The 21,027-nt window shown below is 34.8% G+C and carries 14 protein-coding genes; 6 read left to right on the top strand and 8 right to left on the bottom strand.

Features of this window, described 5'->3' with window-relative positions; genetic code table 11:
- Positions 1-56 precede the first annotated feature (56 nt).
- The 4 genes from APR43_RS01450 to APR43_RS01430 all read right to left on the bottom strand — a co-directional run bounded on the left by APR43_RS01450 (position 57) and on the right by APR43_RS01430 (position 9,233).
- On the bottom strand, positions 57-3,158 hold the full coding sequence (locus APR43_RS01450) for a SusC/RagA family TonB-linked outer membrane protein (protein ID WP_053471263.1): 3,102 nt from the start codon (positions 3,156-3,158) through the stop codon (positions 57-59).
- Positions 3,159-3,326: 168 nt separating this feature from the next.
- Positions 3,327-4,943, bottom strand: a complete 1,617-nt coding sequence (locus APR43_RS01440) for a glycoside hydrolase family 32 protein (RefSeq protein WP_053471261.1) — start codon at positions 4,941-4,943, stop codon at positions 3,327-3,329.
- Entirely contained in the window at positions 4,906-6,264 is a 1,359-nt protein-coding gene (locus APR43_RS01435; protein ID WP_053471260.1) for a sugar porter family MFS transporter, read from the bottom strand. The genes APR43_RS01440 and APR43_RS01435 overlap by 38 nt, the downstream gene beginning before the upstream one ends.
- Positions 6,265-6,494: 230 nt before the next feature.
- Complete coding sequence (locus tag APR43_RS01430) at positions 6,495-9,233, bottom strand: substrate-binding domain-containing protein (RefSeq protein WP_053471259.1); 2,739 nt, start codon at positions 9,231-9,233, stop codon at positions 6,495-6,497.
- Positions 9,234-10,748: 1,515 nt separating this feature from the next.
- Between APR43_RS01430 and APR43_RS01425 the strand changes: the two genes are divergently transcribed.
- The 4 genes from APR43_RS01425 (at position 10,749) to APR43_RS01410 (ending at position 15,622) form a co-directional block, all read left to right on the top strand.
- Positions 10,749-11,510 carry a LytR/AlgR family response regulator transcription factor gene (locus APR43_RS01425; RefSeq protein WP_053471258.1) on the top strand — a complete coding sequence of 254 codons (762 nt, stop codon included), beginning with the start codon at positions 10,749-10,751 and terminating at the stop codon, positions 11,508-11,510.
- A 31-nt stretch (positions 11,511-11,541) separates the two neighbouring features.
- Positions 11,542-13,779, top strand: a complete 2,238-nt coding sequence (locus APR43_RS01420; RefSeq protein WP_053471257.1) for a PAS domain-containing sensor histidine kinase — start codon at positions 11,542-11,544, stop codon at positions 13,777-13,779.
- On the top strand, positions 13,764-14,168 hold the full coding sequence (locus tag APR43_RS01415) for a response regulator (protein ID WP_035644045.1): 405 nt from the start codon (positions 13,764-13,766) through the stop codon (positions 14,166-14,168). The genes APR43_RS01420 and APR43_RS01415 overlap by 16 nt, the downstream gene beginning before the upstream one ends.
- 638 nt (positions 14,169-14,806) lie before the next feature.
- Positions 14,807-15,622, top strand: a complete 816-nt coding sequence (locus APR43_RS01410) for a T9SS type A sorting domain-containing protein (RefSeq protein ID WP_053471256.1) — start codon at positions 14,807-14,809, stop codon at positions 15,620-15,622.
- 278 nt (positions 15,623-15,900) lie between these two features.
- Here APR43_RS01410 and APR43_RS01405 read toward each other — a convergent pair whose 3' ends face one another.
- Positions 15,901-16,833, bottom strand: coding sequence for an NmrA family NAD(P)-binding protein (locus APR43_RS01405; protein ID WP_053471255.1), 933 nt, complete (start codon positions 16,831-16,833; stop codon positions 15,901-15,903).
- 71 nt (positions 16,834-16,904) lie between these two features.
- On the opposite strand from APR43_RS01405, the gene APR43_RS01400 reads away from it, so the two are divergent.
- On the top strand, positions 16,905-17,255 hold the full coding sequence (locus APR43_RS01400; RefSeq protein ID WP_053471254.1) for a winged helix-turn-helix transcriptional regulator: 351 nt from the start codon (positions 16,905-16,907) through the stop codon (positions 17,253-17,255).
- A 409-nt stretch (positions 17,256-17,664) separates the two neighbouring features.
- Here APR43_RS01400 and APR43_RS01395 read toward each other — a convergent pair whose 3' ends face one another.
- From APR43_RS01395 to APR43_RS01385, 3 genes are all read right to left on the bottom strand, one after another.
- Entirely contained in the window at positions 17,665-18,165 is a 501-nt protein-coding gene (locus APR43_RS01395) for a response regulator (RefSeq protein ID WP_053471253.1), read from the bottom strand.
- A 196-nt stretch (positions 18,166-18,361) separates the two neighbouring features.
- Positions 18,362-19,774: an SDR family oxidoreductase gene (locus APR43_RS01390; protein WP_053471252.1), complete on the bottom strand. Its 1,413-nt coding sequence runs from the start codon at positions 19,772-19,774 to the stop codon at positions 18,362-18,364.
- A gap of 12 nt (positions 19,775-19,786) precedes the next feature.
- The gene (locus APR43_RS01385; RefSeq protein WP_053471251.1) at positions 19,787-20,470 is read right to left on the bottom strand and encodes an SDR family NAD(P)-dependent oxidoreductase; all 684 of its coding nucleotides are present in this window, start codon (positions 20,468-20,470) and stop codon (positions 19,787-19,789) included.
- A 248-nt stretch (positions 20,471-20,718) separates the two neighbouring features.
- On the opposite strand from APR43_RS01385, the gene APR43_RS01380 reads away from it, so the two are divergent.
- On the top strand, positions 20,719-21,012 hold the full coding sequence (locus tag APR43_RS01380) for a TIGR03643 family protein (RefSeq protein WP_053471464.1): 294 nt from the start codon (positions 20,719-20,721) through the stop codon (positions 21,010-21,012).
- The last annotated feature ends 15 nt before the right edge of the window (positions 21,013-21,027 follow it).

Raw genomic sequence — 21,027 nt, 5'->3', positions numbered from 1 at the left:
TTCTTTTTTATCATTTTCCATTTTGAATCATGGCGATTTCATTTTTAAATCTTTTATTATAAAGTAAAATTAAGACCAGCAGTAAAAGTTGTCGGCTGAGGATATCCAAAACCTGCATTTTCCGGATCAACTCCTGTGAAGCTTTTCGCATCAAGAATCAATAAATTTTGACCGCTGATATAAAACCTGAAACTTTCCATGCTTAGTTTTTTCAATAAATCTTTTGGCAGACTGTAGCCAAACTGTAAAACTCTAAGTTTAAGATAACTTCCGTTTTCTACATAATATGTTGAAAATCTAGATTCCGCATTTCTGTCAACTGTTGTCAGTGCCGGAATAGTTGAATTTGGATTATCCAAAGACCAAGCATTCAGTAAACGAGTTCCTTTATTTGATCCTACGTCATCAACACTCCAAAAATCAGTCTGATATTTTGTGTTGTTAATCACATCAACGTCAGTTGCACCTTCCCAAAAAGTAGTAAAATCAAAGTTTTTATAAGACAAGTTTAAATTGATTCCGTACAACAATCCCGGATTTGGATTTCCGATCCACGTGCGGTCTTTATCTGTAATTGTTCCGTCGCCATTTAAGTCTTTGTAACGAATTCTTCCAAGGCCTTTTCCTTCCTGAATTGCCGAGTTGTCCACTTGATCCTGACTTGTAAACAATCCGTCAGTAACATAACCGTACATCGAATTAATTGGACGTCCTAAAATATTATCATCCAATCCGTCGCCTCCGTAGTTGTTTTTTACTTCATCCGGTAATTGTGTAATCTTATTTTTGTTTGCCGAAATGTTTCCGGAAATATCATATTTCAATCCAAATGAAGTTTCATCATGATAGCCTAAAGAAAACTCCCAACCTTTGTTTTCCATAGAAGCACCGTTTACCCAACGGTTTCCTCCTTCGCCAATAACTCCTAAATAAGGTGGTAATACCAAAATATCATCTGTTTTCTTGATATAATAATCTATAGAGCCGCTTAATTTTTGTTTGAATAAACCAAAGTCCAAACCAATGTTGGTCTGCGTCGTAGTTTCCCATTTCAAATCATCATTTCCGGATTGCGTTGCAATAAAACCAGAAGGAAGCAATCCGTTCCCGTTTCCTGCAATATCGTAAGCTGTTCCAAAAGAAGTTGCCCAAGTTGGGCTTCCGCCTGCGTAACTTGCCAAATAAAGCGAATAAACTGCTGTATTACTTATTTCCTGATTACCGGTTTGTCCCCAGCCTGCTCTTAATTTTAAGTCAGAAAAAACAGGGGCGTTGTTTTTAATGAAATTTTCATTGCTGATTCTCCATCCTGCAGAAACTGCCGGAAATGTCCCGAATTGATTGTTTTTTCCAAAACGAGAAGAACCATCACGACGAATTGTAGCCGAAACCAAATAACGATTGTCAAACTCGTAATCTGCTTTTCCAAAATAAGAAAGTAAAGAATACACAGTAGAAGTTCCGCTGGTAAACGATTCTCCTGTTCCTGCATCAGGATACATATAATCTGGCGTTTCGATCAAAAAGTCATTTTTACGTAATGTATTTGTATCATAAGTGTCTTTGTACATCTCCGTTCCCGCCATCAAATTCAGATTGCTTTTTCCAAACTTTAAGCTATAAATTGCTGTATTCGTCCAAGTCCATTTGTCGCTGATCGATTGGTCGATTGTAACAGACGTTTGATCATTTTGCAGATAACCTGATTTATAGCTTCTTTGTAACGTGCGTTTTTTGTAAAAACCATAATCCATTCCGAAACTGGTTTTGATATGCAGATTTTTAATAATTTCCAAATCCGCGTAAGCGTTACCAAAAAGACGCAAATAATCGTAATTATTGTCTTTATTATATTCTAAAAGACGAACTGGATTTTGTCTGTCGTTCATTCCTCCAACCGGTCCTCCCCAGCCTATTCCGTCTACAGTGTGCACCGGAATAATTGGCAAAGCTCTAAGTGCAGGATCTAAAACGCCCGGATCTGTTACTTCGTTCGTACGGTTTAAACTAAAGTTTTCTCCGATAACTAATTTGCCATCAAAATATTTATAAGAACTGTTCATTCTCGCAGAAATTCTTTCGAAATCTGTTGTTTTTACAACACCTTCATTTCCATAATAACCCAACGAGAAAACATAATTTCCTTTATCAGAAGCATTCGATACAGACAAATCATAAGAATTGGCAACTCCAGTTTGAGAAATTGCATCGTACCAATCTGTATTTGAAGCTTTAATGGTTTGTTGCGCATCAAGATATTCCGGAACCAAAACTTTGTTCAATTGCGGTTTGTTGTTATTAACCGACCAGTCAAATTGATAACGCAAATTGTTATTATTCGGATTTAAACCGTCGTTGATATTGGCCTGCCAAAGCGCCTGCCCAAATTGGTTTGCATTTAGTACATCTAGCTTTCTTGAATAATCAGAAAAGGAAGCATAGGTACTGAAATTGATTCTCATTTTACCCTCTTTTCCTTTTTTGGTTGTAATGATAATGACACCGTTTGAAGCTCTGGAACCGTAAATACTTGCTGAAGAAGCATCTTTCAGAACCTGAATCGTTTCGATATCATTAGGATTCAATTCATGCATTCCGGATTTTGTTGGCATTCCGTCAATTACATAAAGCGGATCTGTATTGTTCAGCGTCCCCACGCCACGAATCACCACTTTTGTATTTCCTCCGCTTGGCGAACCATCCGACGATACTTTTACTCCTGCAATTCTTCCTTGTAAAGCTTTGATCGGGTTTGGCTCTGGCTGTTTCATGACTTCCTTCATGTTTACAACGGCAACTGCGCCTGTGATATCAGTTTTCTTTTGTTTAGAGTATCCTGTTACGACAACTTCATTTAGCTGGTTGTTATCTACTTTTAAAGTTACATTGATCATTTTTTGACCTTTAACAGGAATAGATTGTGGAGCATATCCTATAAAGGAAACTACAAGTACAGCATCTGGAGCAACATTTGGGAAGGAAAAATTCCCATCAAAATCGGTGACCGAACTGGTATTTGTTCCTGAAATAATTACTGTCGCTCCAGGAAGCGGCATTCCGTCATCAGACGAAATTACCGTTCCTTTTATTCCGTTTTCCTGTGCCATCATGAGCATTGGAAAAAAGAAAAATAGAAAATATAAAATCTTATTTCTCATAAATTTTGGTTTGATTAAGGTTATTTTAATAGTTAGTTATGTTTTACTGCCATTTCCCTGGCAGTTTTTTATTTTGCAAATAGATGTAACTAGCCTGAAAGAGATTATCCTTCTTACGGTTGTACGATTTGTTTTTGGATTGAATTAGAAAAATTCTATTCGATTTTCTTATTGCTTTTTATTGATGTCCAATACTTGAATAATCCCATTTTTTATTTCTATTTTCTGCTTTGAAGAAATAGTAAGGGCTGAAAATGGTTTGTTTAGGAAAAAGATTTCCGTCATTACTTTTTCGCCATTATTGTAGAATATTTCGATTGACGTTTTATCCAGAATAATTTTAAAAGCGGCACTTTTTTGGCTTCCTTCCAAAAATGCTTTGCTTACTGGTAAAGCAAACTTATCTGAGAAATCAGTTATACCAGCTTTAGAACGATCAATAAATAAGTAATTTTCTTTATTGTTTAAACCAAAACTTAAAGATTCTCCATTTGCATTAGAAAGTGTAAAAGTGTAATCTTCCTGTTTTAAGTTTTTTAAATCTAAACTAACAACTGTCTGAGTTAAATCTACTTTTCCGCTTTCAATTAAATTTAAAGTTCCTTTTCCGGTTTTACTTTTTGTTTTAATGGTTTTAGAAACATAATTATTGATTTCTTTTACCGGCGTGCTAACCAAATTATAATGGTTTTCTTTTTTAACCAATTTCAATTCGCGCGGAATTGTGGTACTGCTTCTCCATGTCGTTGTTGGAACCTGTTGTGCATATTCCCAGTTTGACATCCATCCGATAAATAAGCGTCTTCCGTCTAAAGTTGGAACATTATTCCACGTCACTCCGGCATAATTATCTTTTCCATAATCTGCCCAGACTGCTTTTTCATTATTTACTCTTTCAGCAAAAGTAGTGTCCATTGTAAATGTTTTTCCGTCAAAATCTCCAACAAAATATTGAACTCCGGAACCTCCGTTTGGCCCGCCCGGATTAAGGTTTACAATTAAAACCCATTTTGTTTCTTTTGTTCCTTCTACTTTTATTTCGAAGAAATCAGGACATTCCCAAACACCACCATGAGCACCAATATTTTTTCCAAATTCAGATGCAAATTCCCAGTCTTTCAGATTCGATGATTTGTAAAAATGAATTCGATCCTGTGCTGCCAAAGCCATAATCCATTGCTTATGAGTTTCATCCCAAGATACTTTTGGATCTCTAAAATCTCTAATTCCAGGGTTTTTCACGACAGGATTTCCTTCCTCAAATTTCTGCCATGTAAAACCGTTATCATTAGAAAAAGCAATATCCTGCTGTTCCACATCAATTTTGCCTGCTTTTTCCTTTGTCATATCATGCAACGTGTAAATTGCAACAATCGGAGCTGCTTTTCCGGTTCCTAAACCAGATATATTCTGAGTGTCGACAACAGCACTTCCTGAAAATATATATTTGTCCTTATCTGGGTAAAGCGCAATAGGCTGTTCTTCCCATTTAATTAAATCTTTAGAAATCGCATGTCCCCAATGCATTGGTCCCCATGTATTTCCATCAGGATAATGCTGATAAAACAAATGATAATAGCCATTGGCGAAGAACATTCCGTTAGGATCGTTCATCCAGCCTTTTTTTGGCGTAAAATGAAAATGTGGTCGATACATTTGTTCTTCCGCTGTGTTCGATACAGTTACGGCAGCAGTTTGTGCAGTTGCAGAAGACGGTTTTAATCCTACTATCGACAGTAAGGCAGCACTATAAAGAGCTAACGGCAGATGTTTCTTTGATTTCATTTTTGTGGTTATTTTTTTTAGTTAGTGTTTCGCTTAAAGCTTCTAAAGAGATTCCTTTTGTTTCCGGCATCAGAAAAATTACGAACAACAGTTGCAACACCATCATCAATGTAAAAATAAGGAATACAACTTCGGGTCCGATTTCTGAAAATAACATTGGAATTAAAGACGGAATAATTGCCGCTAGAACCCAATGTACTGAACTTCCAAATGCCTGTCCGGATGCACGAATATGATTTGGGAAAATTTCTGAAATAAAAACCCAAATGACCGCACCCTGACCAATTGCATGTGAAGCAATAAAAAGGAAAAGGAAAATAGGAACCGATAAACCTCCCCAATTGTAATAAAAAGAAGCCGATACTAATCCGAGTGAAATAATATACCCAACAGAACCAATGTACATTAACAACTTTCTTCCTAATTTGTCGATTAATGCCACACCAATTAAGGTGAAAATAAGATTTGTAACTCCAATTCCGATACTGCTTAACAACGCTGTATTTTGTCCTAAGCCGGCTTCTTCAAAAATTCTTGGCGCATAATATAGAAATGCATTAATTCCTGAAAACTGATTGAAAAAGGCAATTAAAAAAGCCAGAATCAATGGGAAACGATATTTCTTCATGAAAATATTTTCGTGTTTGGTAACACCGTTTTCACGGGAATCGTCGATTAAATCAGAAATATTTGCATACGGATCAATTGTATATAAAACTTTACGAGCTTCTTCGTCACGATTTTTCGACAAAAGCCATCTTGGACTTTCCGGAATTGTCAAAATAAACAGAATATAGATTAGAGAAGGAATTGCCTGAACTCCAATCATCCATCTCCATGCATTTTCGCCAATATCTTTTAAAAAGTAATTAGAGATAAAAGCAATCAAAATACCTAATACAATATTGAATTGATACAAAGCTACCAATCTTCCTCTTTTGTCTGCCGGAGCAATTTCTGATACATAAGCCGGAGCAGCAATAGTTGAAGCACCAACTCCTAAACCACCAACAAATCTGAAGGCAGCAAAAACAAACGGATCATTAGCAAAAGCGGCACCAATTGCAGAAGCAAAGTATAAAATACCAATCCAGAACAGCGTTTTTTTACGTCCTATTTTATTCGTTGGAATCCCTCCAAAAATAGCACCGACTACAGTTCCCCATAATGCCATTGCCATAACAACTGAACCATGAAAGGCATCTGACGAGTGCCACAGAAGCTGTAATTGTTTATCAGCTCCAGAAATAACTACGGTATCAAAACCGAAAAGAAAACCTGCCAGTGCAGCAGTAACAGACCAAATCAATATCTTATTCATTGTACATGTATTAAAAACTTGTCGCTAAGATATCTGCAAAAAAAACAACTTATTTTTAATGATGTTACAATTTATTTCTATAAATATTGATAGTTTAGCATTTTAAACTCAAAGCCTTTATTTACAAGGTTTTACGCAAATTAAAAAACTTTTACGAAAACCTTGTAGTTTCGATTTTGTTACATAACCTTCAAAATTGATACTTTAAAAGAAACAATTTCAAAGACAAATTAGCTTGACGTTTTGTATTCTTTAGGAGAAATTCCAAATTTATTCTTAAAAGCTGTAGAAAAATAGTTTGGAGAAGAGAAACCTAACGAGTAGGCAATTTCAGAAATATTCATTTCATTTGACTTCAAAAGCTCTGCTGCTTTCTCTAATTTGACATTATTAATATGATCGCTAATATTAATTCCGATAATTGCTTTCACTTTTCTATACAGCTGAACTCTCGAAACCCCAAGTTTATCCGCCAAATCCTCAACAGAAAACTTTGGATTCTCAACGTTCTTTTTAATAATATCATTCATTTTGGTAATAAATGACTGTTCCTGATTTCCAAACTTAGATTCAGGTTCAACTCGGTAAATATTATTGGTGTAATAATAACGTAGTTTTTCTCTGTTGAAAAGCAAACTCGATAGAGATTGTTTTAGAATTGAAAGGCTAAAAGGTTTTGTCAAATACTGGTCTACTCCACTCTGAAGTCCTTTTAAAACAGATTCTTTATTACTTTGCGCCGTTAGAATTATAATTGGAATATGTGACGAACGAAGATCTTTCTTTAGTTCTTTGCTGATTTCGTAACCATCTTTGTCTATCAAATTAATATCGCAGATAATAATATCCGGAATAATTTCCAACGCTTTTTCAATTGCATCGCTTCCGTCAGAATTGTAAACTAAATATTCATTCGAAAGTTTAGCTTTTAAAAAATTAACTAAATCTACATTGTCTTCAATAATTAGCAACGAATGTTTTTCAGCATCTGAACTCGTATTTGATTCTTTTAAATCAGGTTCTATGTTTAAATTGTCGGTAATTAAATTCGGAATACTGGTTAGGCCTTCGACTTTCTGAATAATTTCACCAGGTTGCAAATGACTGTTTCCTTTTAATAACGTAATCACAAATTCGCTGCCTTGTTTAGATTTCAGTTCAATAGTTCCCTGATGCAAAAGCACAAACTCTTTAGACAAATGCAAACCAATTCCGGAGCTGTTTTTATTATTATTTGAAGCCCTGAAAAAAGGATTAAAAACGTTAGACAATTCATTTTCCGGTATCCCAATTCCAGAATCTTTAAAACTAATTTTAACTGTGTTGTCGTGATTTTCGATAATCGAAATACTAATTTTTCCATTGTCTGGAGTAAATTTAAAAGCGTTTGAAAGCAAATTAAAATACACCTTATCCATGAGCTCCCTATCAATAAATAACTCTAGATTTTTGTTTTTACATATAAGTTGAAAATCGATATTTCTACGGGCAGCTTCGCCTTTAAAATTAGCCATGACTTCATTTGTGAAATCGTAAATTTTTGTATTGGAAGCTCTAAGTGCAAATTTTTGTTCTTCAATCTTCCTGAAATCCAACAATTGATTTATTAATCTGAGCAATCGATTTGAGTTTTTATGAATTAGTTTTACTTCGTCAATCAGTGCTGTACCTTTAATTTTTTCATTTTCAATCAACGACTCTACATAACTCATAATAAGCGTTATGGGTGTTTTAAATTCATGTGAAAGTCCTGTAAAGAAATTCAATTTTGCTTCATTGCTTCTCTGCGCTATTTTAGCCATTTCCTGAATTTCATTATTCTGATCAATTACAGTTTGATTAATTCTTTCAAGCTGTTTTTTCTTTCTCGAAATAGAAATTGTAGAATAAATACTGTAAATCGTCAAACTCAAAATAATCACTAAGAAAAAACTTAGCAATCGAACCAGATTGTTCTGTGAAGCATATTCTCTTTCCTGAACTTTTATCGCTCCCTGCTGCGACTCAATAACTGTTTGCTGCTGATCGACTTTGTCCATTTGATTTTCGATAATTTCAGCATTATTCTTATCTATTACAATTGTATTGAGAATATTATTTTTTGCAATTGCTTCTTTATTGTACATTTTTAAAGCCAATTTCAACGCTTCATTTCCTCCTGTCGGATATAGTATTGTACCGTCTAAAACTCCGCTTTTTACCAATTCTATCCCCCCATTTACTGAATTTAGTCCATCAACACCAATAAATTTGATTTTCTTTTCTAATCCAACAGTTTTAGCAGTTTCCCAGGCGCTTAAAGCCATACGATCATTATGGGCAAAAATATATTCGATGTCAGGGTTTTGCAAAAGAATAGTTTTTAAAGGCTCCCTAACAGATTCTCCTTCCCAATTGCCATGAATAATATTATCGACTCTGAAATGTTTATTTTCATTGATAATCTGTTCAAAACCAAGACTTCGCTCGTATGCTGGTGAAGAACCGTTTGCTCCTGTAATTTCTATAATCTTACCTGACCCTTTACTATGCGAAATAATATATCGGGCAGCAATTCTTCCAATTTCAATATTATCAGCTCCAAGGTAAGCAGTATAACTTTCTCCCTCGATTTTTCGATCAACAACAAGAACAGGAATTCCTGCCTTTATTGATTTTTCTACAACTGCAGTCAAAGGTTTAGATTGAATTGGAGAGACAATAATAACATCAACTTTATTAGATATGAATCTTTCAATATCTTCTATCTGTTTCTCGATATTGTTATTGGCATCTTTTATAGTTAAATCTACTTCTGGTCGTAAGGAAGCTTCAATCTTCATTGAGCTGTTCATTTGTTTACGCCAATCATCTGTAGTCATAGCCTGAGAAAATCCAACTTTTATTTTATCGTCCAGTTTTTGTTTGCAGGAAATTAAAGTTGATGATGCCAAAAAAAGCAGCAAAATATATTTTACAGTGTGAAACATGAAATTATAAGTTTATGTAAATGAAAGTGAGTTTCGAAAATACCTTCTTAAACTAGTAACTTGCCAAAATAATTAGGAAGGATTATTTTGTTATGACAAGTAAGAAGTGCGTATATGATTGTAAAGATAAAATTAAACTTTTAAGTTTTAACAATGACACCTCATAATTTTCTCATTATTATAATCAACAAATTTTCTTTGCCAACATTTCAGTAAAGTTCAATGTAAAATCGTGGTAAAAGAGGTTAAAAAAACAACAAACGCAGGAATACGCGGGTTCCGTGCGTAAGGTTCGAATCCTGCTCTCCTCATTGCAATAAAATGCATAAATAATTATCTTATAATTAGATTAAAGCGGTTTAAAAAGTCTAATATCCCGACCAAATTTTGATTTGAATAATCTCAAAATTATTATACAATTTTACAAAAAACTAACCCGTTCTCTTTACATAGTACCAAATTTTATTTTCAAGAATTTTGTAAAAAGCTATTACATCTTAATAAATTTAAATATACATATGTTTTAACAGTCTTATTTCTAGAATTTAACCCACTTTAACTTACAAAGTATGATCGGCTTGTAAATCCACTAAAGTCAACTTGACTGGATTCAAACCATTCATAAAATACTAAAAAATAAGGATCATGTACAAAAGTTAGGGATTAGATAAATACAATTCACTGCCCGAAGATTTAAAAACCTATACAAGCTGTTACATCATTTCATCTACAATTAATCAAAAGAGAATTAAACATGCTAATAGATAAAATGTTGTTGCTTTTAGAAAAAAACCGGTTGACCATAGTTTTCTTTAGAATATTTTCAGAAACTATAATATTTACATTAACTCGCGGCCAACACAGCCAAATGGCCAGTTGATCACAATTAGCACTATTTTTTTCACCACCTACAAATTTTTGTTAAAGAGACAATAGTCCTATAAATGAAGTATTTTATCCTATAACTATCTCACTAACTGTATCTTATTTTGCAAAAGAAATAGAACTCCAAAAAAAGCATCAGCTTTATTTTAAACATTTCTATTTCATAAAAAATAAAACAGAGTAACTAAACTAGAACGGAGATTAAATAATGTCAGAAAAATAAAGGGTCCGTCTTTTCAGTCATATCATTAGTAACGCAAAATTGGCAACACAAAAACATCTCAATTATCATCTTCAATTCATTAGAAGAGCCAGGGATCCTCGCTATTGAAGGATTGAGAATCACAATAGTTCCATTAGATTTTGGCGTTTTTGTTAACTGTATTATAGTTTAAAAATAGCAACGATCCACAAATAACCGCCAATTTAAAACACTTATACTCTTATTGATTCATTTATTACTTTTCGATAAATCTAACAACTAAATTATAAAAGTATTACTAAATGTTCCTGTAATTTATCTTTCAAAATATGATATTCTATATATCAATAAACAATTAATAATCAACGCGTTAATATCTAATTTTCAGAACTAAATTTTTGCATTGATAAATAAAAGTAAAAAAAACTATGACTCCTATTAATGCCGTAATCATATCTGAAAAAAAAGAGACTTTTCAAATCTTAAAAAAATTTGAAGAAGAAAATGCTATGATTATGGAAATAATTGGTAACGCTGATGGTATAAAAGACGGAATGATCTTAATAAAAGAAAGAAAACCAGACCTTATCCTCTTAGATATTCATCTTATGGATGATCTGTTTTTTGAAATGCTCGAACAATTGGAATTTAGCATTCCAAAAATTGTGTTTATATCAGCAAACAAAGATTATGCTGTCAAGGCCTTTAAACATGATGCTGTTGATTTTTTACTGAAACCAATTGATTTTAATTCCATAATAATGGCTATTTATAAAGTAATTAAAAGAAGGGAAATGGAACGCTCTTATCAGCATCAAAAAATTAACAATTTAAATATTTCAAACACTGTTAATCAAAAAAATGACTACGTTGCCGTTGCATCATTAGAAAAAATAGAACTCATACCAATGTCAGAAATTATTTTTTGTAAGGCAGATGGAAAGTATACCGTTTTTATTCTACCCAACGGAACCAGTATAATGTCAAGCAGAAATCTGGGTGAATACAGTGCAATTTTAGATGACAATTATTTTTTTAGAATACATCATTCCTATATTATCAATCTACGTCATATTGTTAAAATTTCAAAAAAAGATGGGTATTTCTGCGAACTTTCGAATGGATCAGTTTTACCAGTTGCCAAAAGACGACAAGATGATTTTAATAAATTTATAAAACTTAAAGATTAAAATAATATAAGCTAAATATAATTACTAGCAAATGAATACCCATAATATTCCAGAAAACGATGCGGCAAAAAAGAAAAATAATAATACTCCTTATTATTTTGAAGAACCGTTACATGAACTTGCTAAAATTTTAGATTTTTCCATGGATCTAATTTGCTCTTGTGATGAAGAGGGAAGATTTGTATGGGTAAATAAAGCTTCAGAACGTATTTTAGGCTATACGCCTGAAGAATTAATTGGTAAAAAATGCCGTGATTTTATATTTCATGAGGATGCTAATATTCCTATAAACGAAAATATTGATTTTAGAAGCGAGACACACTTACCTATGTTTGAAAAAAAGTTCATACACAAAAATACAAGCATTATTTATTTGCAATGGTCTGCTGTACGGGATGATGTTAAAAAATTATCTTATTGCATAGGCAGAGATATTACTGAGAAAAAAAATATAGAAAAAGCAATTGAAATAGAAAGACTGCAATTCTTTAATATATATTCGCAGGCACCTTCCTATATGGGAATTTTAACTGGTCGCGACCATGTTTATGAATTGGCAAATGAACTTTATCTGCAATTAATTGATAAGAAGGATATTATTGGGAAGGCCGTCAAAGATGTTTTACCCGAACTTGAAACGCAGGGAATTTTTGAAATTCTAGATAATGTATATCAAACAGGTGAAAGCTTTTCAGCTAATGAAATGCTCATAACATTTGATCGTTATAGCAACGGAAAACTAAAAGATGTTTACTTAAATTTTATTTTTCAGGCTCGAAGGGATGCTAATAATACTATTGACGGAATATTTATTTTTGGCAATGATGTAACAGAGCAGGTTCTATCGCGAAAAAAAATTGAAGAAAGCGAAAAAATGTATAAAGATCTAATCCATAAATTGCCAGTTGCCACCTACTCTTGCGATGCTGAAGGACGAATAGTGCTTTATAATAAAGCTGCAGCTGCGTTATGGGGCAAAGAGCCTGAACTAGGAAAAGATGTATGGTATAATTCATGGAATTGTACGGACAATAAGGAAATAATTATAGAACGCCCTAATGGAGATAAACGCAATGTATTGCCTTATCCAGTTCCGTTTCACAATACTGATGGCGAGATAACAGGAGCCGTTATTGTACTTTCTGATATTACAGAAATGAAATTGGCACAAAAAGAACTGAGAAAAAGTGAAAAAAAATACCGGTATCTTTTTGACAACAATCCCATGCCAATGTGGATTATAGATTTAGTGTCTTTTAAATTTCTGGATGTAAATAAAATGGCAATTCTGCAATACGGATACAGCCGTGAAGAATTCCTTTCTATGACTGCTTTGGACATACGTCCAAATGATGATAAAATCCATTTCATAAAATCGAGTGATACTTCAAATATTAATCAATCAAATTATAACAGGGGAATATGGAATCATATAAAAAAAGATGGAACTATTGTTCCGGTTGAAATTATTGCCCATAATATTGTATATGAAGGAACTGCAGCAAGATTGATTCTCTCTAATGACATCTCTGATCGTAAAAAAGCAGAAACAAATCTGGAAAAAAGAAATCGGGAACTCATCAAAACCAATTCGGAACTGGATCGATTTGTATACAGTGTATCACACGATCTGCGTTCCCCCCTAACTTCAATTCTTGGTCTGATCTCTTTTATTGAAACAGAAAGCAAGGAAATTGATACGCTTAAACATGCCGAACTGATACGGATCAGTATCAATCGTCTGGATGACTTTATAAAAAACATTTTAAGTTATTCACGAAATAACCGTACAGGGCTTGAAGTGGAACAAATTTCGCTGAAAGAAATGATACTTGACATAGTAGATTCGCTTCAAAGAATGAAAGAAGCAAAAGGAATTCGTTTTGAAATTGAAATACAAGAACAAAAACCTTTTTATACAGACAGGCTGCGATTTACAACCATTCTAAAAAATCTAATTTCCAATGCCATAAAATACCATAAAAAAGAGAATGCTGACAGATTTGTAAAAATATTGGGATATTCAGATCATGAAAATCTCCATTTTTCAATAGAAGATAACGGGATAGGAATTGATGCCGCGTATCATAAAAAAATATTTGAAATGTTTTTTCGTCTTTCGGGCAAAGATGGCTCTGGTATTGGTTTATATATCGTAAAAGATGCCGTAGAAATAGTGCAGGGCTCTATAGAGGTACAGTCAGAAAAAGGGACTGGAACCAAATTTAATATCACACTAAAAAATTTGAAACCATGTCAAAAGAACTAGACTCAAAATTTGAAACAGTAATGATTATTGATGATAATCTCGTAGATTTATATATTATCTCGCGTATGATCACTAAGAATAATTTTGGAAAAAATGTGCTGCATTATACGGAGGCACAAGAAGCAATGAAATATTTGCAGGAGAATCAGGATAATATTTCGAAATTACCTCAAATCATTTTTGTAGACATCTACATGCCTTTAATGTCTGGATTTGAATTTCTGGAAGCATATGAGACATTATCAACTAACTTGAAAAATTATTGCAAAACCTACATCGTATCCTCAACAATAGATAATGAAGATATCGCACGATCAAGCAATAATAAGAATGTGGTTTCTTTTCATGTTAAACCGCTTACCAAAGAATTTCTTGACCGAATTATTTAGGAATAATTACTTTAAATATTACTTCCAATAATTCAATCAAACCAAATCAGTATTTTATACTTCACCACTAAGCTGGCACTATCTCAGTGATTTTAATAATTACTACAACTGTTGTTTTTAAGTGTGCCCCACTTCCATAACGGATTAATATATTGATTCTTAAAATTTAAATCAGAAATTCAGCATAACAAATTAGCAGAATTTTAAAAATCAGGTATGCTGGTTTTTGTTGCTCCTTTTATAATTTTCAGCATTATAGTTTTCCTTCATTAAACGGTTATACCGTATAGCTGTCAGTTATTACTTCTCCCTTTTACATTAAAAGGCATTCTAGTTAATTTGTATATAAGCTTTTAAAATCAATGCCTTGTAAAACGTCAATTTTTTTTTGCGTAATAAACTGTTATCAAAATAATGAAAAAAACTAACTTTCTATTTCATTTTTCTTATTCGAATAATACCTCATTCAACAAATCTACCTTCCCCAGGTTTACCCGATGAATCAGTTAAAGCTCCTATTGACTCAATGCTTTTTTTACTATTTACAGGAGGTATCGGATTTGATAGTTATCATTTTAAAAAGAAATAGACTTTAAATTTAAAATGCGCCATAGTATTATAATTTAAACCAAAAGAATATGAAAAAAACTTTACTATTAATCTCTGTTTTGCTTTCTTTTCAATGTTTTTCACAAATACATATTAGTGCCAATACACCTATCTATAATGGTAATGGTGACAATTATGATGGACCGCCTCCCCCGCCTCCCCTAATTCCTTATTTTAAGCTCAATACTATAATAAACGATGAGTTTACAAGAGAGCTTAAATTAGTTTTTGCTTATGAAGCAACAGACGGCGTCGATAGTAATTTCGATGTAAAAAATATGGATGGAGATTATCCTCAGGACATTTCTTTCTGGATTGAAGACGGAGATTACGTAATTCAGGGACTCAGTTTCAATTTATTCAAAAGAATTCCACTCTCTGTAAAAGCAGCTGTAAGTACAAAATTTAAATTTTACATATCTGAAAATGACGGCTTTGATGATAGACAGCCAATTTATATATACGATGCACTTGATGGGTCTTACCATGATATTAGAAACACCCCATATCAAGTTGTAGTTGCACCCGGAAAAGATACAGAACGATTTAAAATAAGCTTTACTAATAATACAACGTTGGCAACAAATAATGCAGTCAGAGGCATTTTTTTTATTAGTCAGGACAATAAAAACCAGGTTTTAAATGCCACAAATCCAAATAATGAAATTATGAAATCATTTGAGCTTTATGATATTCTTGGAAGGACTGTTATTTCAGAAGATAATTTAGGCACCCAACAAAACTTTAGCTTTTCAACTTCAGGGTTAAGTGCCGGGATATACATCGCAATATTCAAAGCGGCCGATGGTGCAAATATCACTCAGAAAATCATTATTTCTAATTAGAGTAATTAAAAATTCAGTATAACAATAATCAGTTAGGAGCCTGTTTTTTTTGAAAGCTAAATATCAGTTAACTGAAATTTTACGATTTATTGAAATTGCCCTCACATACTTATACTTTTTAGAAATATTTCTGTGCTGTTATAAAACTGCAATACATTGAAAAAATAAAATATTATTTTTTAATTTAACTAAATGAGTTAAAAATTGTCAAATCACAGGGCAATAAAATCTATGCAAAAAAACTTTTATACCTACATTTTTACACCTAATAATTGGATTTATTTTAGATTATTGTATACTCTCTGGAGAAGGGATTTATTCCTCTCCAAGTAAGTTTTTAGCGATTCAGGCTCAATTCCTAAACCTGCTGCTTCTTGAGGGTCAACTTTATACCCTTCCACATTCTGCCAGATAAAAGCTTCGGTCCCCCATTTAAACAACCCGCTGTCGGTGGCTTGCTCATCCGTTATACTAATGGCCTCAAATTGCTTACCAGTAACGCTTGAAAGCGCATCTGCAACCTCTCCCATTGTAAGTGAATCTCCCACAATAGCGAATTCTTTCTTGTTGAATTTGTCAGGCTCTGCAAATGCCTCAGCTGCAAAACGACCAATATCTTCAGGAGACACCCAGTCTATTTTTGTATCCGGCGCAGTTGGACTCATTATTTTACCCTCCGAAATAGTAGGAAACATCCACTCATTTTTAGGAGGAAGCAGGTTTACCATGATAAACGGAGGTTTTATGATTGTCCAGAAGGTAAATCCGGCATCTTTAACAACGTTTATAGCTGCAGCTTTCTCTTCCCAGTAAAGCGGCTCCCATCTGCTTTTATCCCAGTCCGCAAAGTTTTGATGATCTCCCGCGCGGGCAACAGAGGTGTGAACTATCTGCTGAATCCCAGCGGCTTTTGCTGCAGCAACCAGATTTTTTGCATGTCTAGTTTCCTCTCCCTTATTTCCAGGATGGGACCCCATTTGCATCGAGAATACGCCTGTTGCACCTTTAGCGGCTTCAGTCAGACTTTCTAAATCATCGAACGTCGCTTCAGCTAATTCAACATTCCTTGCAGCGAGTGCTTTTGCAGCTTCACTGTTCTTATTTCGTACAATAGCCCTCACCGCTATATTTTTAGCTAATAATGCTTCAATCACTGCTCCTCCCTGAGTACCTGCCGCGCCAGCTACCATTATTAATGATTTATCTTTCATATTTTTATAATTTAATTTTTTTGTAAATTTACGCCGTAATTGGTTTACAAAAGATACCAGTTACCTAAAGGATGCCAGATATACGAAAAGATAATTCAGAAAATGCACAGCAGATCAAGCATTTGCAGGATGCCCTATACGTGATAAGCGGGAAATGGAAACTCCCCATATTGACAGCTGTGCACCAGGGTAACAGCCGATTCCGTGACATACAGAGGAGTGTGAACGGCATCACAAGCAAAGTACTGTCAAAGGAACTTAAAGAACTGGAACTAAACAAGCTCATTTTGCGCAGGGTCTATGATGACTCACCTCCGACCGTTGAGTATACAGCTTCGGTGTATTGCGATACGCTGCACAATATGATCTCCGAAATGATTGAGTGGGGTAAAAACCACCGTGACAAGATCAGGGAAGTTTAATAAATAATAGGACTGCTTTGATGTTAGAGATAATGCCGCCATATGCTCTTTTAGAAATTATAAGTATAAGGTCTTACATCAGCATATTATTTACAGTCAAAGTTTTGTATTAAAATCATTTCCAAAAAAATAGATACGCCCTTTCCCTATTAGCTCCGATAGCAGTGAAAATCCTTTTGTGCTGGTGTTCGGTGCAAAAGATTGCTTCGCCAGTTCGCTGCGCTCGGGTGGAACGTATAGTGGAAAGAGCTCCAAAAAATAATATCATATAAAATTGACCCTGGATACTATAGACCGGGTTTTCGACAGCCCGAAGTTTTATAAAGTTCCCTGCGCAGCCTGAAACTAAATTAGCCAAATCAGTTATATGAACGCGCAAGGTCAAACACGCAGACTAAAAAGCAATCCTTTACCCCTTTCCGACATTCTTTTCCGAAACAAAAAATAAATTTCTCACCGGACCCAATAAGGCTTTTGCCCAGTGCAGAAGAAAGACTTTTTTCAGCAGCAGCACAAAAGCGTTAAAAGAATTTGGTTTCTGCACATAAAGGTCTGCCCCTTTAGCAAAGGCATCTTCAATATCGGCAGGATGATCCCAGGTGGAGAGCATAACGGTGGGAATGCCACGAAGATCATCGTCTTTCTTTATTTCTTCCAGCGCCTTTTTGCCCCCTTTAACGGGCATATTGACATCTATAAAAATAATATCGGGATCGCTCTGAGATTCATCCCTGAGCGTATCGAGGAGCTCCTGCCCATTTTCAACGGTCGTTACCTCAGAAGCAATCTGCGCTTCATCCAGGGCATCGATGAATAATTCCTGGTCTTCGGTATCATCCTCGGCCAGCAGAATTTTTATCGGCTCTTTTTCTTTTGGGCTTTCAGCATCCGGATTCTCAGCACTTATCATATTGAAGCGGTTTTATAATTTCCAAATGTACTAAAAATGCCCAAATGAAATTATGCCGTACAAAATTAATGGTCAAAGGATCTCATTTTACAAACCCTTTTAAACTGCGGAATATTGAAAACAGCATTATGCCGGTACAATATACCCCCTGCTGTAAAATAATCCACAGGCTAAGCCCATGTTATCCGACAATCCCTTAAATTAGTTTTTTAAGCATGCCGTTAAATATAAATCCATGAAACGGCAGCACGGCATACCAGTATAGTCTTCCCATAAGCCCGCGGGGCTTAAAAGTGGCCGCCTGATATAAGGTATTGTTGATTATTTTAAATTCCAGCCAGGCTTCGCCGGGAAGTTTCATCTCGGCATATAAAACCAGTTTGCCCTGCTTTTTATCGGCGTATACAACCCTCCAGAAATCCAGCGCATCCCCTGCATGTATTTCCTTTTTATGTGTCCTTCCCCTCCTTGTGCCTACACCGCCAAAAATCTTATCGATGAACCCGCGCAGCTCCCAAAGCCAATCGGCATAATACCATCCTGTGTCCCCACCTATGGACCAGATCCGTGCGATGGTATATTCCCTGTTTATAATTGTTCTTTTTCTTCTGTCAATATAACAGCCTCTTTTTGGAACCTTTAAATATTGAGAAACATTTCCTCTAAATTGCCCGCTTACTTGTGAATCTTTCCAGCTCGAAATAATATCATCATCACTGATCTTTTTCAAAGCCCTTTCTAAAGCCTGCCGGTAAGAGATCGGTGTAACTCCCAGTAAATTATTAATTCTGTTATCTCCGCAGATGACTTCCACTTTCATGCTGCTAACCAGCGCCGAGGCCAGCTTAAAAGAAGTTGACGTCACAAAATACAGCCAGTAAGACGATAATTTCGGGGTCATCACCGGTACGGTGTAAATGTATCTTTGGAGTTTTTTTACTCTGGCAAACTCCAGCAGCATTTCCTTGTAGGTCAAAATATCAGGTCCCCCGATATCAAAACTTTCATTATAAACTGCCGGGTTTAACAGCGAGCGGATTAAAAATTCCAAAACATCGCTGATGGCAATCGGCTGGCATTTTGTATTGAGCCATTTAGGGGTAACCATAATGGGCAGTTTATCCACCAGATCGCGTATTATTTCAAAAGAGGCGCTTCCTGATCCTACTATTATTCCCGCCCGAAGTACAGTTAACGGCACTGCTGCGGTCTTTAAAATATCTTCCACCGCCTTTCTTGATGATAAATGTTTGGATAGTGATTTATCATTTACAATTCCGCTGAGGTAAATAATCTGTTTTGCATTTGTCTGGTTTATTTTTTCAATGAAATAATGTGCCGAAATGCTTTCCAATTCATCATAATTGGAAGCGCCGGACATGGAATGGATCAGGTAATAAGCTGCATCTATATCATCAGGGATATTTTTAAGACTTTCCGGATCCAGAAAATCAGCTTCAATGACCTGTATTTTATTTTTAAACTGTTCAGGAAAATAAAACCTGTTTTTATCCCGGACGCAGCAGACCACCTCATTTCCGTGGTCCAACAGCAAGGGCAGCAGCCTCTTGCCGATATAACCTGTAGCACCTGTTAATAGAATTTTCATCTCTGAGCTGTTTTACAATTTAAAGCTTACCAAACCATAATCCATCGCGAAAATCTGGCCTGAAATTGATGCTGCATCTTCAGAAATAAGATACCCTGCCATACGGGCCACCTCTGCGGGCTTGAGGTAATTTTTCAAGGGGTGGCGCTCGATCATATTTTCTTTCATACGGTCGTTTCTTAAAATAGATCCCGACAAAGAAGTCTCTGTAATAGTCGGGGCAATACCATTGATACGAATTAACGGGGCAAGTTCGGCACCTAGCGATTTAACCAGACCCTCTACTGCTGCCTTAGAGGCCGCAATACTGGAGTGAAAAGGCATTCCGAGCTTTGCCGCAACGGTACTGAATAAAACAATAGAAGGGTTTTCCCCTTTCTTTAACGCAGGCAGATAATGCTGAATCACTTTGACGGCACCCATCACGTTAATTTCAAAATCTTTTCTGAAATCATCCAGGCTTAAGCCCAGAATGGGTTTGAGGTTTATGGACCCCGGACAATACACCAGGGCATCTATACTTTCAAATTCAGGCAAAGCATCACGGAGCACATCAACTGAAAAATGAATTAAATTTGGATGGGTAATATCGGGAGCTGTCCTGCTGATATTGATTACCTTATAATTTTCCAGCTGCTGCACTAAAACACCATTACCGATTCCTTTACTGCCGCCAACAATTACAATAGTTTTCATTTTTTTAAAGATTTAGAATTAAAGAACCGTTCTGATTGTTTCTGCTATGATTTTCAAGAAAATAAGATATTATTTATTAAATATCAAAAAGACCAAAGGGGTATTTCATATAAGATAATATCTTAATGTTAAAGATAATAATTGTTTAACTATTTTTAATAAATATTAAACAAATTAAAAACTATTTTATTTAACTTCGCTATGCTCTCCTTAATTCCCTATTGGGAATCCCTCAAAAAAATACAATTATGAAAAAAGTAAAACGGCAATTTCCCGATCGTGACCTGGATCGAATCATTGAAATGGCATGGGAAGACAGAACCCCTTTTGAGGCCATTGCATATCAGTTTGAGCTTCAGGAAGCTGATGTAAAAACTTTAATGAAGAAGGAACTCAAACCCGGCAGCTATAAACTTTGGCGCAAAAGGGTAGAAAACTGTCAAACAAAGCATATGCGGAAACGCAGTGACGCAATTAAACGCTTTAGATGCAGCGAGCAGCGGGCCATTTCCAATAACAAAAAATCGAAGCAGAAACAATAGAAACAATCAGCTGCA

This window comes from Flavobacterium sp. NLM, assembly GCF_002210235.1.
GTDB lineage: Bacteria > Bacteroidota > Bacteroidia > Flavobacteriales > Flavobacteriaceae > Flavobacterium > Flavobacterium panici.
This window is presented reverse-complemented; position numbering and strand designations above follow the sequence as displayed.

Bases quoted from the DNA above. Each gene is read 5' to 3' on its own strand.
- APR43_RS01450 (WP_053471263.1), bottom strand. From the start codon at position 3,158: ATGAGAAATAAGATTTTATATTTTCTATTTTTCTTTTTTCCAATGCTC.
- APR43_RS01440 (WP_053471261.1), bottom strand. From the start codon at position 4,943: ATGAAATCAAAGAAACATCTGCCGTTAGCTCTTTATAGTGCTGCCTTA.
- APR43_RS01435 (WP_053471260.1), bottom strand. From the start codon at position 6,264: ATGAATAAGATATTGATTTGGTCTGTTACTGCTGCACTGGCAGGTTTT.
- APR43_RS01430 (WP_053471259.1), bottom strand. From the start codon at position 9,233: ATGTTTCACACTGTAAAATATATTTTGCTGCTTTTTTTGGCATCATCA.
- APR43_RS01425 (WP_053471258.1), top strand. From the start codon at position 10,749: ATGACTCCTATTAATGCCGTAATCATATCTGAAAAAAAAGAGACTTTT.
- APR43_RS01420 (WP_053471257.1), top strand. From the start codon at position 11,542: ATGAATACCCATAATATTCCAGAAAACGATGCGGCAAAAAAGAAAAAT.
- APR43_RS01415 (WP_035644045.1), top strand. From the start codon at position 13,764: ATGTCAAAAGAACTAGACTCAAAATTTGAAACAGTAATGATTATTGAT.
- APR43_RS01410 (WP_053471256.1), top strand. From the start codon at position 14,807: ATGAAAAAAACTTTACTATTAATCTCTGTTTTGCTTTCTTTTCAATGT.
- APR43_RS01405 (WP_053471255.1), bottom strand. From the start codon at position 16,833: ATGAAAGATAAATCATTAATAATGGTAGCTGGCGCGGCAGGTACTCAG.
- APR43_RS01400 (WP_053471254.1), top strand. From the start codon at position 16,905: ATGCCAGATATACGAAAAGATAATTCAGAAAATGCACAGCAGATCAAG.
- APR43_RS01395 (WP_053471253.1), bottom strand. From the start codon at position 18,165: ATGATAAGTGCTGAGAATCCGGATGCTGAAAGCCCAAAAGAAAAAGAG.
- APR43_RS01390 (WP_053471252.1), bottom strand. From the start codon at position 19,774: ATGAAAATTCTATTAACAGGTGCTACAGGTTATATCGGCAAGAGGCTG.
- APR43_RS01385 (WP_053471251.1), bottom strand. From the start codon at position 20,470: ATGAAAACTATTGTAATTGTTGGCGGCAGTAAAGGAATCGGTAATGGT.
- APR43_RS01380 (WP_053471464.1), top strand. From the start codon at position 20,719: ATGAAAAAAGTAAAACGGCAATTTCCCGATCGTGACCTGGATCGAATC.